Below are 22,029 nucleotides of genomic sequence, written 5' to 3'. Positions count from 1 at the left end.
ACTGGCGTCCTCATGGGATTGCTTGATCTGCTTTCAAGGAAGCGCAGAAGGGCTAACAAGCTACCGTGTCCATGTGGGTGTGGCCGTCGATTCGCTTGTTGTAGGCTACACGCAACTGCACATCGAGCGAGGGGATCTCTGTCTCGATGGGATATCAAGCGAGCCTATAAAGAACTTCAGGAACAAATTTAAACCTGATTCAATTTTGAAATATTGGCTCGACTAGGTGCCGTTTTCAGCGCCAACAGTTACTGTCAAAAGCCATGCTCTCAGGGCGGAGCTATGCGTAGATGATTCGCCTTCAACGGTTGAATCCATAGCCAAAAGCGAACGCTCTGCATAAGCAGCATCGCGTACTAAATGCGACCTAACATTTAACTCACCTGAGCCCGGCAATTACGTGTAAGCGTCTGCCAAACACACCTTCAGAATCCCCAGATTAAGGGCGATGGTGTCCACCTAAAAATACGTGGACACCGTCACCCTTAATTCAAGGAACAACATGCGCCAGCGCACCTCTTATCCCAAACCCTTCAAGGCCCAAGTTGTCCAGGAGTGCCTGAACCCTGACGTATCAATTGTCAGCATAGCCCTGCGACACGGCATCAACACCAATCTGGTTCGAGAGTGGATTTCCCTCTATCGCGACCAACAAGCTTCTACCCTACCTGCATTTATACCGTTGAAGCTTGAGGCCGCAGCGATACCGGTTCGACAGGCTGTAGCCCGCATCGATATTTCCTCCGGGCATCAAACACTCACTGTGAACTGGCCAATCTCCGACCCGGACGGCTGCGCACGTTTTATCCGCAGCCTCTCGCAATGATACGCATCGATGCTATCTGGCTCGCCACCGAGCCCATGGACATGCGCGCTGGCACCGAAACTGCGCTGGCCCGCGTGGTGGCGGTGTTCGGTGCGGCGAAGCCGCACTGCGCTTATCTGTTCGCTAACCGCCGAGCCAACCGGATGAAGGTGCTGGTGCACGATGGCGTGGGCATCTGGCTTGCTGCACGCCGGTTAAACCAAGGCAAGTAATGAGATGGTCACCCCACACCCTGCGAGGGCTACGCTTTCGCAGGGTGCTTTTAATTCGGAGACCATCACCATGAGCGATTTGGCACTGGTCGGTATCGACCTCGGCAAACACTCCTTCCATCTGCACGGCCAGGACAAAACCGGTCGAGAGCTGTTTCGCAAGAAGCTTTCCCGACAGCAGATGATGCGGTTCTTCCCCAACCTTTCTGCTTGCACCGTGGTGATGGAAGCCTGCGCTGGTGCGCATTTCGTAGCGCGCGAGCTGACAGCTATGGGCCATCAAGCCAAGCTGATTTCCCCCCAGTTTGTTAAACCTTTCGTGAAGGGCAACAAAAACGATTTCGTCGATGCCGAAGCGATCTGTGAAGCCGCGTCGCGACCATCGATGCGCTTTGTTTCGCCTAAGACCGAGGCCCAGCAGACGCTTTCTGTTTTGCACCGTCTGCGTGAATCGCTGGTGGGTGAGCGCACCAAGGCAGTCAACCAGATGCATGGTTTTCTGCTGGAGTTCGGCGTCAGCCTTCCGCAAGGGTTGGCAATGATGAAGCGCTTGGCCTGCGTTCTGGCGGAGCACGAACTGCCCGTGCGGCTGACGGTGCTGTTACAGCGTCTGCACGATCACTTTGTCTACTTGAATGAACAGATCAAGGCGCTGGATAAAGAGCTGGTTTGCCAGCTTGCCGACGATGATCTGGGCAGGCGTTTGCTGGGCATGCCGTGTGTTGGGCCGATCACCGCCAGCCTGCTGGCTGTGGAAATGGGCGATGGCCAGCAGTACGGATGCAGCCGTGACTTTGCGGCGTCTGTCGGCTTGGTACCCAGGCAGTACAGCACCGGCGGCAAAGCCAATTTGATGGGGATCAGCAAGCGTGGTGACAAGAATCTCAGACGGTTGTTGGTTCAGTGTTCCAGGGTTTACATGCAGCGACTGGAACACCAGAAGGGCCCCTTGGCTGACTGGGTGCGCTCGTTGCTGACGCGACGTCACTCCAATGTGGTGGCCTGCGCGCTTGCCAACAAACTGGCGCGCATCGCCTGGGCAATAGCGGCCAACCATACCGAATATGAAGCAGGAGCAAGCACCATGGCTGCCTGACCCTGCGGTTGTTGCAGTACCACGATTCACCTTTCAGGTTTTGCGATAACTGAACAACAGATGAAATGAACGGCCTACCGGCCAGGCGAAGATCCTGACAGTGAAACCGGCTAGCTAGAAAAGCCGAGCAAGTTTTTAAGGTTCGTCGGGCGCGACTCTCATCGTGGCGCGGGGGCATACCCCAATTAGACGCCGGATAGATTTAAGCAAGCCAACCACTTCACCCGTTAATCAGTATTGCAAAAATGGGGGTGACCATAGATTTCACTGGCCTGGTACTCATCGCGGCCTGGAAGTTGAACTCGATGCTGAACAACTGCAAGCGCTGGTGCTCGGTTTACCCTGGCAGCGTGTCGGTGTGAACGGCGTCATTACAGTGATTTAGTCCTGCCTTTGAGCTGTGGCGGATCAGTTGCTTTGGTAAAATCCACGGCATGACTTCCTCGCCCAATCTCGACCAAATGACACCCGACCAACTGCGCGCACTCGCTGTGCAGTTGCTATCGAAGGTCGACACCATGGGCCGAAAGATCCATCGTGACGAGACGATCATCGAACAGCTCTCTCACGAAATCGCCATCCTCAAACGCCACAAGTTCGCCAAGTGCAGCGAGCAGATCAGCCCGGCTCAAGGCAGCTTGCTGGATGACATGCTCAACACCGACATTGAGGCCATCGAGGCAGAACTGGACGCGCTTCGTCCTGCCACAGCGTCGGACGAAACCCGCCAAAAGCCGAAGCGTGCGCCGCTGCCGCCGCAGTTCCCACGCACCGTCATTCGTCACGAGCCAGAGAACACCCAGTGTGCTTGCGGCTGCCAGCTTCAGCGCATCGGCGAAGACGTCAGCGAGAAGCTGGATTACACACCGGGCGTGTTCACCGTTGAGCAGCATGTACGTGGGAAGTGGGCCTGCCGCCAGTGCGAAACGCTGATCCAGGCACCGGTGCCCGCCCAAGTCGTCGACAAGGGCATCCCTACTGCTGGACTGCTTGCTCATGTAATGGTGGCCAAGTTCTCCGATCATCTGCCGCTGTACCGGCAGGAAAAGATCTTTGGTCGAGCAGGCCTGGCGATCCCGCGTTCAACGCTGGCTCAGTGGGTGGGCCAAACCGGCGTACAACTCCAGCCGTTGGCGGATGCCCTTCGCGAGGCGGTGTTGGCTCAGCGAGTCGTGCATGCCGATGAAACTCCCGTACAGATGTTGGCGCCGGGAGAGAAGAAAACGCACCGCGCCTATGTCTGGGCTTACTGCACAACGCCGTTCTCGGCACTGAAAGCCGTGGTCTACGACTTCAGCCCCAGCCGTGCTGGCGAACATGCACGTAACTTCCTTGGCACGTGGAAAGGCAAGCTGGTCTGCGATGACTTCGCGGGCTACAAGGCCAGCTTCGAGCTGGGCATCACCGAAATTGGCTGCATGGCCCACGCACGCCGTAAGTTCTTCGAACTGCATGTGGTAAACAAAAGCCAACTGGCCGAACAGGCACTGCACTCAATCGGCGGTCTGTACGAGATCGAGCGGCAAGCCAAAGGCATGAACGATGAAGACCGCAGGCAATTACGTCAGAAGATAGCGGAGCCCATCGCAAAGAAACTGCATGAGTGGATGTTGGCTCAGCGCGAACTTGTGCCAGAAGGCTCGGCGACGGCCAAGGCTTTGGACTACAGCCTGAAACGCTGGGTAGCGATGATGCGCTACCTGGATGATGGTGCTGTGCCCATCGACAATAACCCGGTCGAAAACACGATCAGGCCATGGGCGCTTGGGCGCTCCAATTGGTTGTTCGCCGGATCTCTGCGCAGTGGCAAACGAGCGGCAGCGATCATGAGCTTGATCCAGTCGGCACGCATGAACGGGCATGATCCGTATGCCTATCTCAAAGATGTGCTGATGCGGCTACCGACGCAGCGAGCCAATGAGATCGGACAATTGCTGCCGCATCAGTGGGTACCGGTCTGACCTATGTTACGTAAGTCAGGCTACAGCTTACAATTTGGTGTCCGCCACGTCAGATGAAGTACTAGAGTGGCGAACAACGCGAAAGGCAGTCCGATTCCCAGGGATATTTTGTGAGCCAACAGTGCTCCTGCACCACCACCCACAATAAAAGCCAGGATCAGGAAGCAGCTGTCAGCCAGTTCAGTTCCAGGCCGGATAATGAGTTTCAATAGATAATGCATGCTGAACTGTCTATTCCAGAGTTCGGTGGGATACGTTGATCACAGCATCGGGCCAAACCTAATCGCCTGGGGTTGCCGCGAGAACCGCCCTTTCAGCCTCGCTAGGAATCACCCCTGTAGTTTCAGCCAGCAGCACAGCTTGGCCGGTGCTGTTCTTCACGATGACTTCGGCTTCCGCTCGATGTCGGTCATCAATCCGGACAATTGTCCATACGCAGGTCAACTCCTCCCCAACATAGACAGGCCGCTTGAACTTGAAGCTCATTGATGTAGCCAGCCAACCCAAGTGCCCGCCAATCTCGGTGATCAAAGTCGCAGTAAGGAGTCCTTGAGCGATGGTGCCGTCAAAACCTTTAGCAACAGCGTATCCGGCATTGGAGTGGACTGGGTTGTGATCATGCGATAGTGCTTCGAACTGAACGATGTCCGCCTCCGAGAAGGTGCGCTTGATCTCGAATGTGTCGCCCTGTTCAAGCCCTTCAATCGCCCTCTGGCGTATCGCGTTCATTGGACTCTCCTGCCGCATCAAAAAGTGTGCTCAGATCCTGGGAATGATCCTGACTCCACATCCTTAGCAAAGGCTTGAGCAGCGTCATTCAACACCTTTCGCACATCAGCGTATTGCTTGACGAATCGAGGCAACTGACCTTGCCGCAGACCTGCCATGTCCTGCCATACCAGTACTTGAGCGTCACAGCCGTTCCCCGCCCCGATTCCAACGGTGGGAATGCCAACTGCCTCGGTGATTCGGCTTGCAACCTCGCCTGGCACCATCTCAATGAGCAGGCCAAACGCTCCTGCGCGCTCAAAAGCCATCCCTAAATCAATCAACCTTTGCGCGTCTGAGCCCTTGCCCTGGATACGGTAACCGCCCAGTTGATGCTCTGCCTGCGGAGTGAATCCAATATGGGCCATCACTGGAATCCCTGCGGCCACCAGCTTCTCGACCTGGGGGAGCATCTCAATTCCACCTTCGAGCTTAACGGCGTGCGCGCCACCTTCTTTCATAAAGCGCACGGCTGTATGGAAGCATTGCTCAGGTGACCCCTGGTACGAACCAAAAGGCAGATCGGCAATGATCAATGCGCGCTTGGTAGCCCGCGAGACCGCGCTGACCAAGGGCAACATTTCGTCAGCGGTTACTGCCAAGGTCGAGTCATAGCCGAAGACGTTGTTACCGGCTGAATCGCCGACCAGAAGCACAGGAATTCCTGCCTCCTCAAATATGGCTGCGGTGTACATGTCATAAGCGGTCAACATGGCCCATTTTTGGCCCCGCGCTTTCATCTGGTGTAGATGAGGAATTCTTACCCGCCCACGATTTTGGCTAGCGTAGGGGGCGGTGGTCTGTTCAGACATTGGTTTACCTTCCATTAAACGGTCAGCCGGTCAGCCGGTCAGCCGCGAGGACGACAGCGATGAGAATCATTGCGGCCCCTGAGATGCGGCTTACATTGAGCGCGGCCCCAGGTCGAGAAGTCAGTACTGCGCGGGCGCCATATCCCACGGCCAGATAAACGACTCCGCAACTGAAAGCATGGATGAGCCCTAGCGCAATGATCTGGACTGCAACCGGCCAAGCGGCAGACGAATCAGTAAACTGAGGCAGCAAAGCCAGGAACAGCAGCAGCACTTTTGGGTTCAGGCCGCTCACACAAAGTCCCTTGAATGCCCAGGTGATCCAGCCTCCATCATCTGCGGCGTACCCTTGAGCGGGAACTGAGGGTTTGAGCAGCATGTTAAAGCCTAACCACAAGAGATAAGCAGCCCCCATCAGCGTAAGCGTCAACAACGCATAAGGGATTTTCACCAGCAGGCCACCCACACCCGCCGCTACGATCAATGTCGCGAGAACATGGCCTGAGAGCATGCCCAATACCGCAGGCACCACGGTATGGCCTCGCAAACCCGCTGAAATGGCGTAAGCCCAATCAGCCCCTGGGGTGATAACAAACAGAAACGAAACGGCCCAGAAGGCCATCATCAAAGAAGCGCTCACGATCAATTTTCCTCTCGCTCATCACCAGTACGGCACCTTCGGCCCTGGTAGAAACTGAGAGAGAAGGATAAAGAAAGTCTGGTGTTATTATCTTGCGTAGTTACTCGCAGAGCCCTGAGGCCGTGGAAGGTTTTACGAAATGGATCGAATTGATAGGAAGATTCTTGCGGAGCTGCAAGGAGATGGTCGCCAGTCACTCACGGACTTGGCCGAGCGCGTGGGGCTGAGCTTGTCCCCTTGCCATCGACGAGTTCGCGCTTTAGAAGAGGCTGGAGTGATCAAGGGATACCGCGCCCACCTCTCTGCCCCCGAGCTAGGGCTCAATTTCTCTTCACTGGTGTTCGTGACGTTACAAGAAGGGCATCAGCAGGCCGTAGCAGACTTCGAAAAAGCCTTACCAAGCATTCCCTACATCGTCCAAGCTCAACGACTGTTTGGTGATCCGGACTATCTGCTAATGGTCGTAACCGCAGACCTTCCGGCGTTTCAGAAGCTCTATGATGAGGAGCTATCGAGGCTGCCAAATGTACAGCGGCTAACCTCGACCTTGGTAATGAAACACGTCATCACAGATCGCCCACTGCCGTTGGAATGAGCGCCACGAATCCGGTTGTGTCAACCTGACTTCACCGGACGCTTACAATTACGTCACCAAATCGGCGCCCAATAACCGGGCAGGTGTTTAGGCGCCGCCAATCGGACGTGTCTGTAGCAGGTAATCGACCACTGGCAACGCCGCGTCTAATCATTGATCAAAGAATTTTGAAGCCTCGGAATTGGGGCAGGAGCAGGGATGGCCCAGTCAAAGAGAATCAAAGTAATGCTGTCCAGTCGTTGTAACGATCGCTTTCCCACGGACAGCGCTCAAACGCTCAGCAATATCCGAGAGCAACTCAAACGTGAGATAGAGGGCACGAAGCTATTTGGCAAACAGGTATTTGAAGTTTGGATTAACGAAGATGCACCTCCTGCGGACGGAATGCAGGACAGCTGGGACGCCTGTTTGCAAGCCGTGAGGGATTGCGATGTGCTACTGGTGCTGTCCAACGGCAATGCCGGCTGGGCTAGTGGTGACGGCGACATTGGTATTTGCCATGCGGAGTACATGGAGGGACTAGCCACTACTCGGGGGAAGGTGCGCTTCATCGCTATGCCAAATATCCCTGCGGGCGATGGCCAGGTAGCTGAGACAGCACGTAATCAGCGCTTCCAGGCCTTTATTGCACAACAGACACCCTTCAGGGGGGGAATGGTTTCAACTGTTGAGCAATTGCGTAGCCGCGTCCAGGAAGCGCTTCTCGATGCGTTGGTCGTTCTGACCCAGCGTGGTGTAACCGCTGCGGCTTCGAGCCGTTTCGATATGGGCCAGGCGCTGGATTGGACACGGATGGACTTCCGTCAGCGCAAACGAGCGATGGAAGCGGTGTTACTGCAGGCGCTCAATGGTGGCAAAGTCCCTGCTAGCGAAGCGTTCGCCATTGTTCCAATTGCTGGAGCGAATGTCGTTGTGTTTGTCCATGCAATCCCGGCTGCGTTCACGGTTGCTGCTGCGCGTGAGCTGGTGGGTAAGCCTTTTCTGCGTGACCATGAGCATGCTGGTCTGTTGAAAGGTGCAGAAGGACCGTTGCATTTAATCGCCTGTCACCGTGGAGCGACAGAGACTCAGGCCACTGCGTTGTTAGGCTTTCCTGATGCTACGGTTGTCAGCGGTTCCTTCGGTATTTTTGTCGCTGATGATGTGCAGAAAGTACAGTTTGCTTTCCTGGGCAACTGTCGCGATGCGTCGCAAACGCGCCACGCGCTCCAGCGTTTTAGGGAATGGTTGGATCAAACAGGCGAAGCGCAAATTCTGGCCAAGAGAGCCGCTTCACGCGCCAAGATTGTCAAAGTTATTGCCGCCGAACTTGAAGGGAGATAACAGGGATGTCAAAAGCACTTTTTACTGTGGGGCCAGTATTGTCCTTCCGAGGCGTCAGCAAAACCGGGCAGTGGCAGGTGACCGCGTTGGTCGGAGTTGTAGCTGGCGCCGCATTTCCTGTTCTTTCTGTTGACGGCCACGTTTGTCCGGCGCCGAAGGTTTTGCTGGAGCGCCCGAAAGAAACCATCCTTCGTTACGACCTGAGCTGTGATCAGCAGGCGCAGGAGCGAACAATAAAGTTTGGTGTAGGGCAGGAAGGGCCGCAATGGCAGTTCTCCATTCCCGGTCGAGACTATGCCCCAAGAATGGCCTACGTCTCTTGCAATGGTTTTTCGGACCCTAGTGGGATGCGCAAGTTGGTGCGCCCTGAAAACGCCGTCTGGACTGATCTGATCAGCAATCATGACAGTGACTTGCGTGCTGCAGGTTACGTGCTGGACAAGGAACAGCTTTGGCATGAAGGACGAATTCATGACAAGGGCTTGAAGCGGTTCCAATTGATGCTGATGGGGGGAGACCAAATTTACTTTGACTCGATTTGGGAGGATGTGAAGTCCCTCAAGAAATGGGTCGGACTGTCGCGCAAGGAGCAATTGGCGTTCAAGGTAAGTGCGGCGCTGGAGAAAGAGATCGAGTCCTACTATTTCGGGCTCTATGCCAATCGTTGGCTGCCAGATACGCGGCGTGACTGGGGGCACCCCAAGCTGAACCTTGATGCCGCTGATGCGATGGCGAGAATTCCTACGGTGATGATGTGGGACGACCATGACATCTTCGACGGTTGGGGGTCCTACAGTCCGGCTATGCAGCACTGCGAGTTGTTCCAGGTGCTGATGCGTCATGCGCGCAAGGCGTTCTGGGTGTTTCAGTTGCAGCATGCCCTTGATGATCTGCCGCCATTGCAATTACTCCAACGTGCAAACGTTTCCCAGCAGGACCCACAGTATGAGCCGGTGCAATGGAGTGCCCGATTAAAGGGAGATCGATTGGCCTTGCCACTCTTGGATGGTCAACCGGGCTTTAGTTTCGGCTATCACTTGGGGCCGGTATCGTTGTTTGTTGCTGATCTGCGCACTGAGCGTTCACGTACCCAGGTACTGGGGGCCGATACCTGGGCTGCTATGCAGACTTGGCTCAACACGCTCCGTGACGGTGAGCCTGCTCATCCGGGAAGCAAATGTCAGCACTTGATCTTCATGTCCTCGGTTCCGGTCGCGCACCCCAAATTGTCGCTGGCTGAAGGGTTGCTCGATACGTTTGGGCAGGATCATGTGCTCGACAGCAATGCTGATGACCTTAAGGATCATTGGTCGCACGGGGATCACGAGGGGGAGCGTAAGCGACTCCTAGAGTCGCTGACTCGTATTGCTGAGAAGAGAATGCTGCGTGTATCCATTGCTTCTGGGGACGTGCATGTCGCGGCGTGGGGCAGTTGCTATCGTCGGGATATTCCACCGACGTCGAACTGGGCGCAGATTCAGCAATTTACTTCGTCAGGTGTGGTGCATCCGTCGCTGATTGGAGTGGCCGAACGGCTGTTTCTTCAGTTGCTGAACCATACAGCCAGCAAGGTCCAATCCATTGATGTGCAGCACTGTGTCGAGATGATGTTGTTCCCGGGTTTTAATCGGTATGTGATGCCGGCCCGGAACTGGTTGGCGTTTGAATTGGACATGGGAGGCGAGACGGGTTGCAAGCTGTGGGCGACCTGGCGTTGTGAAACTGAGGCAGGTTTTTCCAACCATCTGCAAGCGGTGCATCCGGCTCAGAAGTAGAACTCCTCATTTGCATAGCTGATCATCGTCCTGCTGCCGCTCCTCTTGAGGTTTGCTGTAGCGCTTTATCCAGGCATAGAGGCTATGCGTCGACACACCAAGACGTGCCGCTACCTTCACGACAGGCAGCTTCTTTTCGGTCACTTGATTGACCGCTTGGATTTTGAGTTCTTCAGGGTAACGCGGGTTGCTCATGGCACCTCCTAATTGGCCTCAGTTTGGACAAAGAGGTGTCTACGAAACCCGGGGCGATTCAGTCCTCAGAAATCATAGCAAGGGTTCGCGGAGGCGTTTTTACACACTTTGGGCCAGAAGCGGCCGTTGACGGAGGCCTTCTTTCTTACCCTTGATTGGCAATCAGGTTTATTTTGGGAATTGGGGCTAATCGTTAACTTTGGCTTATTTAAGCTGCTACGCTAGCCACTGCTCAAATTTTCCGGTGAGCGGCCGTCAGGGTTTCCTATGTACATCGACAGAATATTTTTGCGGAATTTCCGCAGCTTCCGAAAAACCCAAATAGATTTTGTTCATCCCGATCAGGATTTTGAACAGCTCGGAATGCCGGCTCCCAAGCTGAAAAACGTCAATTTATTATTGGGCAATAATGGCGCAGGCAAGACCACGCTCCTGAAGGCGATATCATTGGCTTGCCTTGGGCCAGCAGTTAGTCAGTCAGGTATTTATCCCTATCGACTGATCCGCCGTGAACCTGAAACATACCAGTCTAAAAAAAATGGAGGAAACTTGGCTAGAGCGTCGATCTCGGCCTTTTTTACTCCGCATCATCAAGACCGAGTGCCTAAAGGCATCTCATCCCTTGAGTCTGAAACTCTCATAAATCTCCGGGGAGATCTCGAGTATATTGAGTGGGCTCATTTAGACGAAAAGGTCTGGCATCCCATTTTTAGCTCAGAGTCGGACGCATTCTTCTTCGTAGGCTACGGCGCAATGCGCCGTGTGGAGCAGAAGGAAAATTTCGACTCAGGAATGCGGCATAGCCGCATATTCGTTCGTGCTCAGCGGATACAAAGCCTCTTCGAAGACACCTATTCTCTAGTGCCTCTCTCTAGTTGGCTACCAGGGTATAAAGCCGAGAATAAAGGGCGTTATACGCAGGTAGTTACCCTCCTTAATAAACTAGTCGGAACAGGGCATTACAAATTTACTGGTGAGATAGAGTCAGGGGAGTACCTTTTTGAGCGGGGGGGGCTTAAGGTACCTTTCCGTGCTCTCTCAGATGGATACCGAGCTTATCTGGGCTGGGTCGGGGATCTGCTTTACCACATTTGCACCACATGCCCGAGCGGGAAGCGACTCGACGAGAACCAAGGGATTGTGATGATTGATGAAATTGACCTTCATCTGCATCCTCAATGGCAGCTATCTGTGTTACCAACACTTGCAGCAGCTCTTCCAAAAATCCAATTCATCGTGACTTCGCATAGCCCTCTGATTGTCGGATCGTTGGAGTGGATGAACATCATTACCATGAAGTCTGGCCCCTATCAGTCCAGTAACCTCAAAAGAATTAGTAGTGCCGTTCATGGCCTGGATGCCGATCAGGTACTTCTCACCGATTTTTTTGGGCTGGGTTCAACTCGAGCATCGGCTGCTAAGCGCACCCTAAAGTCGCTGAGCCTGAAAGCAAGACAGGGTGATACGGATGCTGCGTTTGCACTACTCGCACAAATGAGTCGAGGCATGGAGTCGACCGAATGATAGGTTACCGTATAAGCCTAGCCCAACTCGAAAATCTTATAGATGCCGAAGTCACTGGATGGCGCACTCGTGCGGATGAACGCACAAAGAAGTTTAAGATAGCTGGTAAATATGATGAACCCAGCACGATTTGGAGCGAGATAAAGGTTGTGTACATGCGGCTGCAAGGTGAAGCCAAGTGCGTGTACTGCGAACGAAAGTTAGAAGGAGAGGAGCGTGGCAAGGCTGAACATGATGTCGAGCATTTTCGTCCTAAAAGCAGCGTTCGCACATGGAAAATATCTACCGCACTGAGTAAGCAAGGCGTTTCACTTACTCAACCTGGTAAACCGGCACCTGGTTATCACCTACTCCCCTACCATCTGTTCAACTACAGCGCCGCTTGTAAACCTTGTAATAGTGCTATTAAAAGCGATTGTTTTCCTATTGCGGGTACTTACCAGTTCACCGGGGATGATCCTGTCACTCTTTTGGGGGAGCAACCGCTGCTAGTTTACCCAATTGGAGATTTTGATCATGATCCAGAAGAGTTAATTGGCTTCCACGGTATATCGCCTCAGGCGATTCCTCAACAGGGATACAAGAGGCATAAAGCCCTTACAACCATTGCCTTCTTTGAGCTAGATGATGCTATAGGTCGGAAGAACTTAGTTAGGGGGAGAGCTCACGTAATTACCACGTTGTATCCTCAGCTTTTGACTTTTGCTGGAAATGAACCCGCGAATAAAAAGGCCATAGCCAAGATGCTTATTGATGGCTTTACATCACCGAAATCGGAGCATACTAATTGCGCAAGATCATTCCGAACTTTATTTAATACGGATCCTGATGAGGCCGAGCGGATATTTGAAGCTGCTGCGAGATTCATCGACTCTAGCTCTTAAACGGTTTTCACTCCCTAAAATGCCAAGCTAAGCTCAGAAATTTGATTTTCTATTAATAAAAATTATACCAGGGTGTGAGTTGCGCAAAGCTTCATAGATGCATTCGGATGCATGCTAACGGATGGCCGCCGCCGGGCTATGTGATCGTCTAAACGGTTGCTACTGTCCGAGGCTGTGTAAAAACGTTTTCGAGCGCGACAGGTACTCAAAACCGGACTGGAAATCGCGCATCTGCGCGAAATCCACATCTGCTGACGTGCCGATAAATTTCAGATTTAACGTAGACGCGCGCACTTCAATTTTGACGAAGCGTTTTTACACACTCTGGTCCAGGAGCAGTCAGCGACGATCGGCAGCTTTGGGTGGTTAGTGACCACTATTCTGGCTAGCCATCCTCGTGGACACAGTTGAAAGGAGCGCCGATGTACGTTAGCCATTCCGAGCTCGTAAGCTTACATCTCAGCTACCCGCACCTAGTTCAGCAACTTGATAGGGGCGAGATTAAATTTGTCCCAGCCAGGGGCAGTTGCACCCTGGCCTTGTTCAGTGCTGATGCCGGTTAACTAAAGGCGGCTTTGCCGCTTACGTCAAGGCGCTGCACCAATGGGAGGTTGACCAACTCCGCCGAGGTACATGGGCTGTTCGGAGCCCGCAAATTTCGGCAACCATTCCTTGTCTGTTTTGTCATCGATCGCGTACTGATAACTGGTAGTTGAGAAAATGACTTGGGCATTGTTACGTAGAGCAACAGCTTTGAGTGCTTTGATGTAGGCATCTAAATCTTCCCAGTGAATTTCCTGCTGCCGAGGTGTGTCGAACACCAGTACTCTGAAAGGAGAGAGCGGATCATTGGTGCACAGTTCAAATAGCGCAGCGTGGAACGCCAGCACTGTTCGAGCTTTTGAGCTGCCTTTGATGATCCCAAGCTTTTCAGTGCCCAATATAGGTTTTAGATCTGAATCGATTCGGATGTCCCTCGAAATATTCTTGGAATTGAGGACGTCGAGCCATTCTGCCATTTTTTGTCCCAGTTCGATCCTGAATCGAAGAATGTCTGGAGACTGTTCACGTGACGTCTGTAGCGAATCCTCAAGCGTAAGAGCGATATCTCTTCTTTTTAAAAGATCAAGATGAGTATTTTTTTGTTGCTCTGATTTTTCTAGCTTATTCTTTTCTAATCCGAGTTCAAAAATTTCCGAAGAAATTCTGCTGATAGCCTCAATGAAAATTTCAATCCCGGCTTCCCGTTCTGCCAGACCTCTTTGCTGGGCCAGTTGCGCGATTTGCGATTCAATAAATTTTTTCTCGGTGGATATCGCCTCCGACTTTTGTATATTCGAGGCAGTGGAAATCTCAAGATCCTTGATCTGATCTTTTAGGTAAAGTAAGCTTTTTCCGTACGAGTCTGCGCTCACCATGAATATTCCACACGATGGCGAGGTGCATATGTCAGAGAACGAAATAAAGGCTCGCTTAGCCTCTTCATTTAGGTTGAGTGTCTCAATCTCACTCTGTATTTCTTCACGTATTTGCGTTGCACTGGAAATTTTTGAGTCGAGAGCAGCCTCTTCCGATTGTAGTTCACGATGCCTCCTCCTCAGGTTTCCAATAACATAATCTAAACTTGAAAGTGAATCGCTTTTTATATCCTTCGACTTTTTAAGGTCTTCGAGGCGAGACTTTAATTCAGCGATGAGTCTATCAACATCTTCGATCTTTCGGCGAGGTGATGGAAGATCTTGAATAATGCGCTCCATCAGTTTGCGACTATCAACGATTGTGGTGTCCAAGTAAGCTAGGTCTTTTTTGACCTCAATCGCTTTTTTCTTTTTGTCGTACGAGTTCTGCGGAGGAAAATTAGCAGCTAGTCTTACCATTTCTGAAAACTGGTTTTTTATGAAGCCTGGCCGCGGAGGTGCATAGTATTCGGAGTAGCCTTGATCCTGGTCCAGATAAAAAAGAGGCAGCAACGCCGAAAAATATGGAGTGGTTGGAGTGTTGCCGTTTGTTATGAGTCTATCACTTCTGAGGTTGAGTGATTTTAACATGAACCTCGAAAAATCATCTTCATTGTAAAAGCGATTTTCGGTTTTATCGTCAACCTTCACGGTCAAATCGAAAGAGTCTCCCATCATTCGGTCTAGGGTGAATCGTTTCCCCATGAGGAGCAGTTTTAATCGCGCCATCTTGCAGTTTCGGACGATATCATCCCTAAACTGAACATGCAGTCCAAGACAGAACATCATGGCTTGGATCAATGGGGTCTTGCCACTACCATTTTTTGCGTACAGTTGAGTTATGGCAACACCAAACTCAAGCTCACCTGAGTGCCACCCATCTGGGTTGTTCTGGATAATTTCAAGTGATTCAAATTTCATTTAACTTAACCTCAACGGCACGTTCTTTACAGATGTTACGGTACGCACGCTTTATTATCAGTAATGCAATACAGAGCCTGCTTTCATCTTTGAGAATATTATCAATCAGCTTTTTTCCAGACTCTGTTGCTTCAATCCGGGAAGTGCTTTTGTCGATAATAATGAATCCGGTGTTTTCTAAAAATGTAAAAGCCTTCACGGTACGGATTCTCAGGTTTGCAGACCAGCCCAGTTCTTGGCTCGACCCCTTGAAACCTACAAGGCTTTTCTCAAAACAAACGCCTACTAACATTCCAATCTCGTCTTGCTTAGGCTTGGCTCTGGAACGCGCGAGTAAAATGATGGTCAGCGCAATCAGCGGAGTATGGAATAGACTCTCATTTCCCAGTACGTCATAGCGCCCCCTGGGGCTGCTTTCGGTCAACAATGCCATGGACTCAGTCTTGGCGGTCGAGACGGCCTCGCGGAAGTTCATTGCGCCTCTCCTTTCACCAATTCGGAGAGCACGGCGCCGAAGGCCAGCTCTTCAGTGATATCTGATCGCCCAAGGTCTTTACTGATTTGGATCGTCAAGCTTGAAACTTCTTCGGTGATTGAGTCCATGTCAATCTGGCCAATAGCGATCTTTCTTGCCACTTGTATAATTTTATTCTTTGCTACGGCCAAGCGAAACTCCAAGAGCGCATGCCTATTGGTCCTGTGCCAAGCTTCCCAGCTACACTTGAAACCTGCAAATGTATCCACTGTGTCATCTGAGAAGCCTGAGCGCTTGAGCATTCGCTGTAGGATAGAAACCGACTTTATAGCTCTATCATCTCCGCCTGTCTTAAGAACATAATAGGCGGATCTGGAAATGCAGAGAATGTCTAGGATATCATCCAGATTGACACTCGCCTTTGCATCCAATTCTTTTTCGGTAATACCGCTGGAAAGCGGAACGGCAGATCTATCCTCAATTAAAGATAGAAGCTGGATGATTATTTTTCTAACCTCAAGGGGGTTAAGATTGATTTCGCTGTACTTGAATATCTGGTTTGATGCTTGGGAAACGAAAACATCCTCTTCTTCATTGAGGATCTGCTTTCGAGGTGCCAGCGCCAAGTGTGACAAGAACGCCATTACATCGGCATCGCTTTTCGTGGCGAGAGAAGGTATCAGTTTCTTAGTCTCGCCGATCAGGCTTGCGGTGTTTTTGGTTGGACTTGCTTTGCCTTTAACTTCTTGCCAAATCTGTTCAACCTCATCGTCGAAGTTTACGTTTGTGCAGATCTCAATTGAGCTGCACGCTTCACCAAACTCTTCAACGTGAAGCAGTAACTTCCCTGCGAAGCTGCCCGCCAAGTCATGAGTCGGGCTATTTTTTGGTTTTTTCTTCAGGCCAAAAATTTCAAGTATGGTGTATTGATGATTTAGCTTACTTTTAGTCTTTACTTGAACAAACCGGTATTTGGATTTTGAGTTGACTATGTGCTTGACGACATAGTCCTCGTGTACATCACAGTACACCCTATCCATTTCCCCGTTTTCTAATAGAGCCAGGCTTTCCAAGCTGGCTGCTTTGAACTGTGCTCGGAAGCGGTCGATCGTATCCCGTCCGCTTTGTTCTCTAGGGCTGACTTCATGAAGTTTCATATGGATTAGTTTCGCATATGCTGAATTAAGAGCGCCCTAGAGTATGCTGGGCTTTTAGGTGTAATGCAGAAGCAATCATTGCGGTCGAATGGTGGCGAAGTGTTGAGCGATACGTTGTGGATAACGTAAATGCAACTTCTTGGTTGTAGATTGAATGCATGTTCATTGGCAGTTTCCCTTCCGGGATCACGCTCACGAACTACGCAACGTATCGCGGAGGGTTTGCAATAGTTGCGTGCGGGTGGCGGGCACGATCTGAGCAGTGCGCCTTGATTGTTTCGGGTAATGCTGTCCATGCCACCTTCCATTGATGTCTCTCGCCCGTGAGAGAATTCCTTTCTGGATTCACTGAATGGTGGCGTGAGGCCATCCACAATGCAAGTCAGATTTGAAGCATTTTCCCTCCTCAAGCTCTGAGGCAAGTGCGGAGTTTTCTACTTCTCGACCTTGGCGATGTGAATCGCCCCTGGTTAATAGACACCATCGAGCGGCAGCTTCTGGTACAGGCTGTGTGAAAACGTTTTGGAGTGAGTTTGACACTCAGAACCGCAACGGAAATCGCATTCCTACGCAACTTTTAGGTCTGCTGACCAGCCAAACGCGGCCAGATTTTACGTAGCAACGCAGATTTCAAAACGGGGCATGCGTTTTCACACAGCCAGGGTCGATTCCTGCCCTTCGTGAAGGGCAGCTTTGGGTCGGATAGCGACGGTCTAGTATCGACCGTCGCTATAGATGCTCAGACTTCCGTCTGTTCCGCCATTTCCAGGGCATCATCGACCTCGATTCCCAGGTATCTGACGGTGCTTTCAAGCTTCGTATAACCAAGCAGGAGTTGGACAGAGTCAACTCTGCATTTCGATCCCTCACCAATGGAGTGCCAGTGAAATTTAATCTTTTTCGATTTCAAGAAACGGATTATCGAGTGGCATCAATTCAAAAAAAAGCTTCGGATCCTCAATCAAGTATCCCTTCAGGGTGGTTTTCTTCCTAGGGCCTTGCACTTGGCATGCCCAGATATTCAGACCGTTGTCTCGCTTCCTGTGGACCTTCAGTTTCTCGAACTGCTTCTGCACCCAACGCCATTCTTCAATCCCTTGATCGGCACCCTGTGAGATACCAGGAAACTCCTGTACATAACGTTGGAAGAGACCAGGCGTGACCAGAAATATGCTGCCACTCACCGTGTGGATTTTGGCCTTGCTGTCATTGATGATCAGCTTGTGGCTCAGAATGCCTTCCTTGACCCAATTCAGGAATGCCTGGCCTGGGTTATCCAATTGAAACGTTGAAGTTTTGACGGCTCTTTCTGACAGCGCGTCATTGGCCTTTGGCTCTTCCAACTCGAACATATCCAGCAGCGTACCGAGGTAATCGGCATCCTCTAGCGCCATGGGATCCGGCTGCGGTTGACTTTGACCTGATCTTGTACTGGCTGTCTCGGGCGTTGGTGTTGGTACCGGCGTGTCAGTTGAGTGGTCATGGGTCGCAATGCTCACCGTTCCGCTGAAAGCCTCAGGCCGAATTTCGCTCCCCCAAATCAACGCCGGTTGAAGGCGCAGAAAGGTAAAGCTTTGCTGCCAGTTTCCCTGTGCCACGAGCGCAGTCCAGATGGCTTTGCCTTCTGGAGTCGACTCGACCAGCCCATGCGACTGCAGTTCGTCGAATACAGCAATGTTGGATGAGGGAATGCCCTCAATCGATTGCGACAGCAGATAAGCTCGCAGCTTGTCCGTGACCGTCTTGCTGACCAGCCACAGGGCGTCTTCAGTCAACCAACCCGCGGCACTTGGCTGGTTGAGTTTCAGCTCGTGTTGAACCAGATGACGCAGTCCGCTGAGCAAGTGATGTTGCAGCGAATGAATCGGCGCTTGCAGTGCCTTGCTCGGATTTCCACCGATGTTCTGCGCGGTAGAGACGCGGTCGGCCTGAATGACCAACTCGCCCAGCACACCAGCACGCTCGTACTGACCTGCCAGGACATACAGCAAGCTGGCCCACAGCGACGGAAATCCACTGAGCCAATCGAGGATGGGACGGTCGAGAATCTGGGTGTAGAGCAAGCCTGCGGCAGCGCCGTGCAGGTGGTAGTCACGACCCTTGATGTAACGAAAACGGTAGGGCTGATCCAGGGAGCCCTGCCAAGGATGCCAAACACGGCCATCCTGGCGTTCGACCAGCAGGTCCACGGCGATCTTGCCGATGTCATGCAGCAGGGCGCCATAGGCGATGCCAGCCGACCAGGCATCGGTCTGGGCGGCTTGGTCTTCGGGTGCAGCGCCGGTGGGCAGCAGATACGACTGACGCAGTTTCAAACTGCAAGCGACCAGTTCCAGTCCATGGTCGAGCATGCCACCGAGATACGCATGGTGGTGCGTCTCGCTGGCGGGGAGTTGCTGGACCTGTTCGGCGTAGCGATGGATCGGATTTAAGTAGAGCTGGAGGAACTGCGTGTGGGAGAGGGCGGTGTACTGCCAGATGCGATCAAGCAACTGGCGGCGGTGCTCCACTGCTAAGAGCGTATGGGCTGACTCGATGGACAGGTAACCTTCGGCGACGTTGACGGTCGGTGGCGGAGGGGGCTTCTGCCTTTTGTGGCGAAACAGACTGAGCATCGTGACCTCCGGGAAGTGGCTGGGTCAGTGGCCTTTTAGCCTTTTCGGATAGCGCTCTTACCCTTGAGTGCCCATTCCCTTCCAACCCTTACCCGTCCTTTTGGCTCGTGTCCCTTTGTGCGGCAATCGGAATATGGATACTCCTAGGCATCATTTTTTTTGGGGCTAGTACGGAAAAGAAAAGAGCCGGTACACTGCAGTGCATATTTTTTGGGTCTTGCCATGAACCTCACTGACGCCACGCTCGTGCTGCTGCTTGCGGCACGTATCCATGGGACCGACGAAGCCGTCAGGGCCTCGGCGAAGAGCGTGGTTAAGAAGTTGCCGCGCAGTAAACGCGATCTGATTTACAAGGTGATCGACAGCCGAAGTCCACTTGAGTTGGTGGATTTTCTGGCGCAGAACCTGGATGCGGAATGACAGGCTGCGGGTGTGTGCCCCTCTCTGATTCTTTGCGTCAGAGCCCCACGGCATGGGGCTTTTTCTGGGCGCAGAAAAAAAGGGCTCAACTCGCGTTGGGCCCTATGAAGCGATTGCAGCGGTGAGTTAACGATCAAACTCCATCTTTCATGTATCGTGAGTCATCCATTACCATCTGCTTCAGTTGCTGCTCCAGGTTGAGTACATACTCCGAGGCGCTTCGGGCCTGACCACTGGCGCGAAAGATCGCGCGTTTGTCAGCCTTGAGCAGGCCGAGCCAGGAGTCGATGTAACCCTCGTGCCGCAGCTCCCCCTGTATACCGGCGTAGGCACATAAAAAAGCAGCGCCCATCTCGGCGATCAACTCCTCAAACGCGTAGCCTGGCGAGCCGAACGGACAGGCTGACGTCATGCCTTCGCGCTGCAACCGAGAGTGATGCCCGGTCCAGTGCGTCAGCTCATGAAGTGCCGTGGCGTAGTACCCGCTTTCATCGTGAAATTGTGCCTTTGTCGGGAGTTGGATGAGATCCCTGATCGGGTGGTAAAAGGCTTCGTCGGCAGGCCGATGAACGATGCTTGCACCTGAACTTAACAGCAGATTTTCCGCGGCGCTGTTGGGCTGGAAGGGATCGCTCTGTTCCGTCTCGAGCAGGGTGTCATTGAGCATTTCGAGCCCCTCCGTTTGCTCGATGTTGAACAGAAAATGTGTCCTGAGAATGCCGAAGTGAGCGACCTTGGGTTGACCGCTTTCATCGAGTACGGGTTGGCCTGACTCGGTTTGTTCCTCGCGCTCCATCGGCTTGTAGAGCACCGCTAGAGTGCTGTGCTCACCCTTACGAATGTGCCCGCCAGCTTTTTTGGCTTGATTGAACGTCAGCCACCGATCTTGAGTGAACCCCTGCAACCTGGCCTCGGCCCAGAGCAGCGGTAAATTGATGCCCGAATACGGACGTCGCGTGATGGCGTTGACCGGGTAGGGTTGATGACCGATGTGAGCGGAGCCACTTGAGGACCAGGGTTTGATCCAGGGTGCAACGCCTTGGTCTAACGCAGTAACGATCTTATCAGTTACGTCTTGGTAGATATCGCGCATGGCAATTTCCTCGAGAGAAAAACCGAGGAACGCCGTGCCCGTCGGGGAGGGTTCCCCGGTTGGGTGATGTGCTGGATTGATGCAGGTCTTGCATGCCGTTCGAATGTGGAGTTGAACACCGCCAATTGCGCTTAGCGCTGGTGTTCTCCTGCAAGCGCTATCAGCAAGGCGCTAGGCTGACCCGGTTCTTGGAGTAAGCTCAGACTCAATTGCAGCAACGGGTCGTGGTCTAAGTGATCGGTTGGTTCAACCCGGACAACCTCGAACATCACATAGGGCTCGTGTGGAGAGGCCACGTGGGCTTCGAAGGCTGCGCGCAGTACGTGGCTCAACCGATCGACCTGCAGCTTCTCAGCGTGATCGGATTGCTCGAGCAGTACTGCGCGTTGCCACGCGCCAGGGGTGAACACGATGGGCAACCGAAGGGTGTTCTGTGTTTCCGGTGTAAGTGAGTCGGGCATGGTATGTCTCCGTTGAAAACGCGAAGAAACCTGTCCTGTGCGGGGAAAGATTTCCCCGCAGTGGGTTGAAGAAAATCAAGAGGGCTTATCTCACGAGCAGCGCTCGAAAGGCGCAGGAGAGCAGTAGGCGTTCATCACCGTAGCAACGGTCACCGTGCGAGCCTCCGAACGCTAATCGCACTTGGGGAGAGCCATCACCGAAATGACGTAGCCTTGAAGGTTCTGGCTACCTGGGAAAGTGCTGTCGATAACAGCGATCCGTACCTTGTATTTAGCTGGACGACTTATATGGGTCAATCCCCGTAGATAGGCTCTTTCACGGGACTTGTCTTCTGTCTTCCAGTAAAGATTTTTCGGCTGATCAAACTGATAAACGGTCAGGCACGGGCCGTTTTCAGTAGTAGGCTGTTACTCTTGTCTCAACCATGAAAACGCTCAGAGGAGGGCGAGACCATGCCGATTCAGCAACCTGTTCAGAGTTCACGTGCCCACCGCTGGGCGTACGTCTGTGGTATGTCGGTGAAGCGTGGTTACCGTAGGTTGAAAACGTTTGAATCCCGCGTGGTTGAGCGTGCGGAGACGGTAGGTATGCCCGCAGGTAAACTTCTTGTTCGCGGGAGTTTTCTGACTGCCAAGTTGGCTCTCCTCGGAGCATTTCTTTTTGTTAGTTTCTGGTTGTTTGTGCTGATGTGCACAATCGTCGTATTTGCATCTATCCCAATTCAAGATTCAGACACTCCATGTATTGACGATCTCGATGATCCAATGCATAGAACGTCTTGGCCTGAGCGGTACGATAAATGGGGTTCTCTGAAGTAG

At 52.5% G+C, this 22,029-nt stretch carries 20 protein-coding genes and 1 pseudogene; 11 read left to right on the top strand and 10 right to left on the bottom strand.

The genetic code is table 11. The features are described 5' to 3' along the window. Positions 1-502: 502 nt before the first annotated feature. From tnpA to tnpC, 4 genes are all read left to right on the top strand, one after another. Complete coding sequence (tnpA, locus tag U5A08_RS19880) at positions 503-826, top strand: IS66-like element accessory protein TnpA (RefSeq protein ID WP_321848249.1); 324 nt, start codon at positions 503-505, stop codon at positions 824-826. Next, on the top strand, positions 823-1,038 hold the full coding sequence (tnpB, locus tag U5A08_RS19875) for an IS66 family insertion sequence element accessory protein TnpB (RefSeq protein WP_265532447.1): 216 nt from the start codon (positions 823-825) through the stop codon (positions 1,036-1,038). Before tnpA ends, tnpB begins: the two co-directional genes overlap by 4 nt. Before the next feature lie 70 nt (positions 1,039-1,108). Further along, a complete protein-coding gene (locus U5A08_RS19870; protein ID WP_321848246.1) occupies positions 1,109-2,134 on the top strand; it encodes an IS110 family RNA-guided transposase in 1,026 nt (341 codons plus the stop codon). Between the two features lie 434 nt (positions 2,135-2,568). Next, a complete protein-coding gene (tnpC, locus tag U5A08_RS19865; RefSeq protein WP_321848244.1) occupies positions 2,569-4,095 on the top strand; it encodes an IS66 family transposase in 1,527 nt (508 codons plus the stop codon). A gap of 279 nt (positions 4,096-4,374) precedes the next feature. On the opposite strand, the gene U5A08_RS19860 is transcribed toward tnpC, so the two are convergent. Genes U5A08_RS19860 through U5A08_RS19850 form a run of 3 tightly spaced genes read right to left on the bottom strand, consistent with a single transcriptional unit; the run spans position 4,375 to position 6,321 of the window. Continuing rightward, entirely contained in the window at positions 4,375-4,824 is a 450-nt protein-coding gene (locus U5A08_RS19860; RefSeq protein WP_321848242.1) for a MaoC family dehydratase, read from the bottom strand. Positions 4,825-4,841: 17 nt separating this feature from the next. Beyond that, entirely contained in the window at positions 4,842-5,675 is an 834-nt protein-coding gene (panB, locus tag U5A08_RS19855) for a 3-methyl-2-oxobutanoate hydroxymethyltransferase (protein WP_040266819.1), read from the bottom strand. Between the two features lie 22 nt (positions 5,676-5,697). Next, on the bottom strand, positions 5,698-6,321 hold the full coding sequence (locus tag U5A08_RS19850) for a LysE family translocator (RefSeq protein WP_425262810.1): 624 nt from the start codon (positions 6,319-6,321) through the stop codon (positions 5,698-5,700). A 133-nt stretch (positions 6,322-6,454) separates the two neighbouring features. Here U5A08_RS19850 and U5A08_RS19845 point away from each other — a divergent pair, with 133 nt between their 5' ends. The 3 genes from U5A08_RS19845 to U5A08_RS19835 all read left to right on the top strand — a co-directional run bounded on the left by U5A08_RS19845 (position 6,455) and on the right by U5A08_RS19835 (position 10,008). Further along, the gene (locus U5A08_RS19845) at positions 6,455-6,910 is read left to right on the top strand and encodes an Lrp/AsnC family transcriptional regulator (RefSeq protein ID WP_040266815.1); all 456 of its coding nucleotides are present in this window, start codon (positions 6,455-6,457) and stop codon (positions 6,908-6,910) included. Between the two features lie 198 nt (positions 6,911-7,108). Next, positions 7,109-8,233, top strand: a complete 1,125-nt coding sequence (locus tag U5A08_RS19840; protein WP_321848238.1) for a DUF4062 domain-containing protein — start codon at positions 7,109-7,111, stop codon at positions 8,231-8,233. A 5-nt stretch (positions 8,234-8,238) separates the two neighbouring features. Continuing rightward, positions 8,239-10,008: an alkaline phosphatase D family protein gene (locus U5A08_RS19835; RefSeq protein WP_321848237.1), complete on the top strand. Its 1,770-nt coding sequence runs from the start codon at positions 8,239-8,241 to the stop codon at positions 10,006-10,008. A gap of 18 nt (positions 10,009-10,026) precedes the next feature. Here the strand turns inward: U5A08_RS19835 and U5A08_RS19830 are convergent. Continuing rightward, positions 10,027-10,203 (bottom strand): annotated as a pseudogene (locus U5A08_RS19830) (transposase); the annotation flags it as partial. A 267-nt stretch (positions 10,204-10,470) separates the two neighbouring features. Here U5A08_RS19830 and U5A08_RS19825 point away from each other — a divergent pair. Further along, complete coding sequence (locus U5A08_RS19825) at positions 10,471-11,727, top strand: AAA family ATPase (RefSeq protein WP_261753993.1); 1,257 nt, start codon at positions 10,471-10,473, stop codon at positions 11,725-11,727. Beyond that, positions 11,724-12,611, top strand: a complete 888-nt coding sequence (locus U5A08_RS19820; RefSeq protein WP_282391318.1) for a hypothetical protein — start codon at positions 11,724-11,726, stop codon at positions 12,609-12,611. Before U5A08_RS19825 ends, U5A08_RS19820 begins: the two co-directional genes overlap by 4 nt. A gap of 587 nt (positions 12,612-13,198) precedes the next feature. Here U5A08_RS19820 and U5A08_RS19815 read toward each other — a convergent pair. The 4 genes from U5A08_RS19815 to mobH form a co-directional block, all read right to left on the bottom strand. Then, positions 13,199-14,989: a hypothetical protein gene (locus tag U5A08_RS19815; RefSeq protein ID WP_321848235.1), complete on the bottom strand. Its 1,791-nt coding sequence runs from the start codon at positions 14,987-14,989 to the stop codon at positions 13,199-13,201. Further along, positions 14,979-15,464, bottom strand: coding sequence for a hypothetical protein (locus U5A08_RS19810; RefSeq protein ID WP_261753990.1), 486 nt, complete (start codon positions 15,462-15,464; stop codon positions 14,979-14,981). Before U5A08_RS19810 ends, U5A08_RS19815 begins: the two co-directional genes overlap by 11 nt. Further along, positions 15,461-16,621, bottom strand: a complete 1,161-nt coding sequence (locus U5A08_RS19805; RefSeq protein WP_261753989.1) for a dsDNA nuclease domain-containing protein — start codon at positions 16,619-16,621, stop codon at positions 15,461-15,463. The genes U5A08_RS19810 and U5A08_RS19805 overlap by 4 nt, the downstream gene beginning before the upstream one ends. Before the next feature lie 890 nt (positions 16,622-17,511). After that, positions 17,512-19,236 (bottom strand): MobH family relaxase, encoded by a 1,725-nt coding sequence (gene mobH, locus U5A08_RS19795; RefSeq protein WP_321848234.1) that lies wholly within the window; start codon positions 19,234-19,236, stop codon positions 17,512-17,514. A gap of 222 nt (positions 19,237-19,458) precedes the next feature. Here mobH and U5A08_RS19790 point away from each other — a divergent pair, with 222 nt between their 5' ends. Further along, positions 19,459-19,656 carry a DUF7740 domain-containing protein gene (locus U5A08_RS19790; protein ID WP_007901093.1) on the top strand — a complete coding sequence of 66 codons (198 nt, stop codon included), beginning with the start codon at positions 19,459-19,461 and terminating at the stop codon, positions 19,654-19,656. A 133-nt stretch (positions 19,657-19,789) separates the two neighbouring features. On the opposite strand, the gene U5A08_RS19785 is transcribed toward U5A08_RS19790, so the two are convergent. Both U5A08_RS19785 and U5A08_RS19780 read right to left on the bottom strand, forming a co-directional pair. Further along, complete coding sequence (locus tag U5A08_RS19785) at positions 19,790-20,749, bottom strand: ArdC family protein (protein ID WP_321848229.1); 960 nt, start codon at positions 20,747-20,749, stop codon at positions 19,790-19,792. A gap of 131 nt (positions 20,750-20,880) precedes the next feature. After that, positions 20,881-21,210: a hypothetical protein gene (locus U5A08_RS19780; protein WP_321848228.1), complete on the bottom strand. Its 330-nt coding sequence runs from the start codon at positions 21,208-21,210 to the stop codon at positions 20,881-20,883. A gap of 453 nt (positions 21,211-21,663) precedes the next feature. Here U5A08_RS19780 and U5A08_RS19775 point away from each other — a divergent pair, with 453 nt between their 5' ends. Beyond that, positions 21,664-22,029 (top strand): DUF3742 family protein, encoded by a 366-nt coding sequence (locus tag U5A08_RS19775; RefSeq protein WP_321848226.1) that lies wholly within the window; start codon positions 21,664-21,666, stop codon positions 22,027-22,029.

Source organism: Pseudomonas paraveronii (genome assembly GCF_963681955.1).
Lineage (GTDB): Bacteria > Pseudomonadota > Gammaproteobacteria > Pseudomonadales > Pseudomonadaceae > Aquipseudomonas > Aquipseudomonas paraveronii.
The sequence above is the reverse complement of the archived record's forward strand: the minus strand, read 5'-3'. Positions and strand labels throughout refer to the sequence as shown.

Bases quoted from the DNA above. Each gene is read 5' to 3' on its own strand.
- tnpA (WP_321848249.1), top strand. From the start codon at position 503: ATGCGCCAGCGCACCTCTTATCCCAAACCCTTCAAGGCCCAAGTTGTC.
- tnpB (WP_265532447.1), top strand. From the start codon at position 823: ATGATACGCATCGATGCTATCTGGCTCGCCACCGAGCCCATGGACATG.
- U5A08_RS19870 (WP_321848246.1), top strand. From the start codon at position 1,109: ATGAGCGATTTGGCACTGGTCGGTATCGACCTCGGCAAACACTCCTTC.
- tnpC (WP_321848244.1), top strand. From the start codon at position 2,569: ATGACTTCCTCGCCCAATCTCGACCAAATGACACCCGACCAACTGCGC.
- U5A08_RS19860 (WP_321848242.1), bottom strand. From the start codon at position 4,824: ATGAACGCGATACGCCAGAGGGCGATTGAAGGGCTTGAACAGGGCGAC.
- panB (WP_040266819.1), bottom strand. From the start codon at position 5,675: ATGTCTGAACAGACCACCGCCCCCTACGCTAGCCAAAATCGTGGGCGG.
- U5A08_RS19845 (WP_040266815.1), top strand. From the start codon at position 6,455: ATGGATCGAATTGATAGGAAGATTCTTGCGGAGCTGCAAGGAGATGGT.
- U5A08_RS19840 (WP_321848238.1), top strand. From the start codon at position 7,109: ATGGCCCAGTCAAAGAGAATCAAAGTAATGCTGTCCAGTCGTTGTAAC.
- U5A08_RS19835 (WP_321848237.1), top strand. From the start codon at position 8,239: ATGTCAAAAGCACTTTTTACTGTGGGGCCAGTATTGTCCTTCCGAGGC.
- U5A08_RS19825 (WP_261753993.1), top strand. From the start codon at position 10,471: ATGTACATCGACAGAATATTTTTGCGGAATTTCCGCAGCTTCCGAAAA.
- U5A08_RS19820 (WP_282391318.1), top strand. From the start codon at position 11,724: ATGATAGGTTACCGTATAAGCCTAGCCCAACTCGAAAATCTTATAGAT.
- U5A08_RS19815 (WP_321848235.1), bottom strand. From the start codon at position 14,989: ATGAAATTTGAATCACTTGAAATTATCCAGAACAACCCAGATGGGTGG.
- U5A08_RS19810 (WP_261753990.1), bottom strand. From the start codon at position 15,464: ATGAACTTCCGCGAGGCCGTCTCGACCGCCAAGACTGAGTCCATGGCA.
- U5A08_RS19805 (WP_261753989.1), bottom strand. From the start codon at position 16,621: ATGAAACTTCATGAAGTCAGCCCTAGAGAACAAAGCGGACGGGATACG.
- mobH (WP_321848234.1), bottom strand. From the start codon at position 19,236: ATGCTCAGTCTGTTTCGCCACAAAAGGCAGAAGCCCCCTCCGCCACCG.
- U5A08_RS19790 (WP_007901093.1), top strand. From the start codon at position 19,459: ATGAACCTCACTGACGCCACGCTCGTGCTGCTGCTTGCGGCACGTATC.
- U5A08_RS19785 (WP_321848229.1), bottom strand. From the start codon at position 20,749: ATGCGCGATATCTACCAAGACGTAACTGATAAGATCGTTACTGCGTTA.
- U5A08_RS19780 (WP_321848228.1), bottom strand. From the start codon at position 21,210: ATGCCCGACTCACTTACACCGGAAACACAGAACACCCTTCGGTTGCCC.
- U5A08_RS19775 (WP_321848226.1), top strand. From the start codon at position 21,664: ATGCCGATTCAGCAACCTGTTCAGAGTTCACGTGCCCACCGCTGGGCG.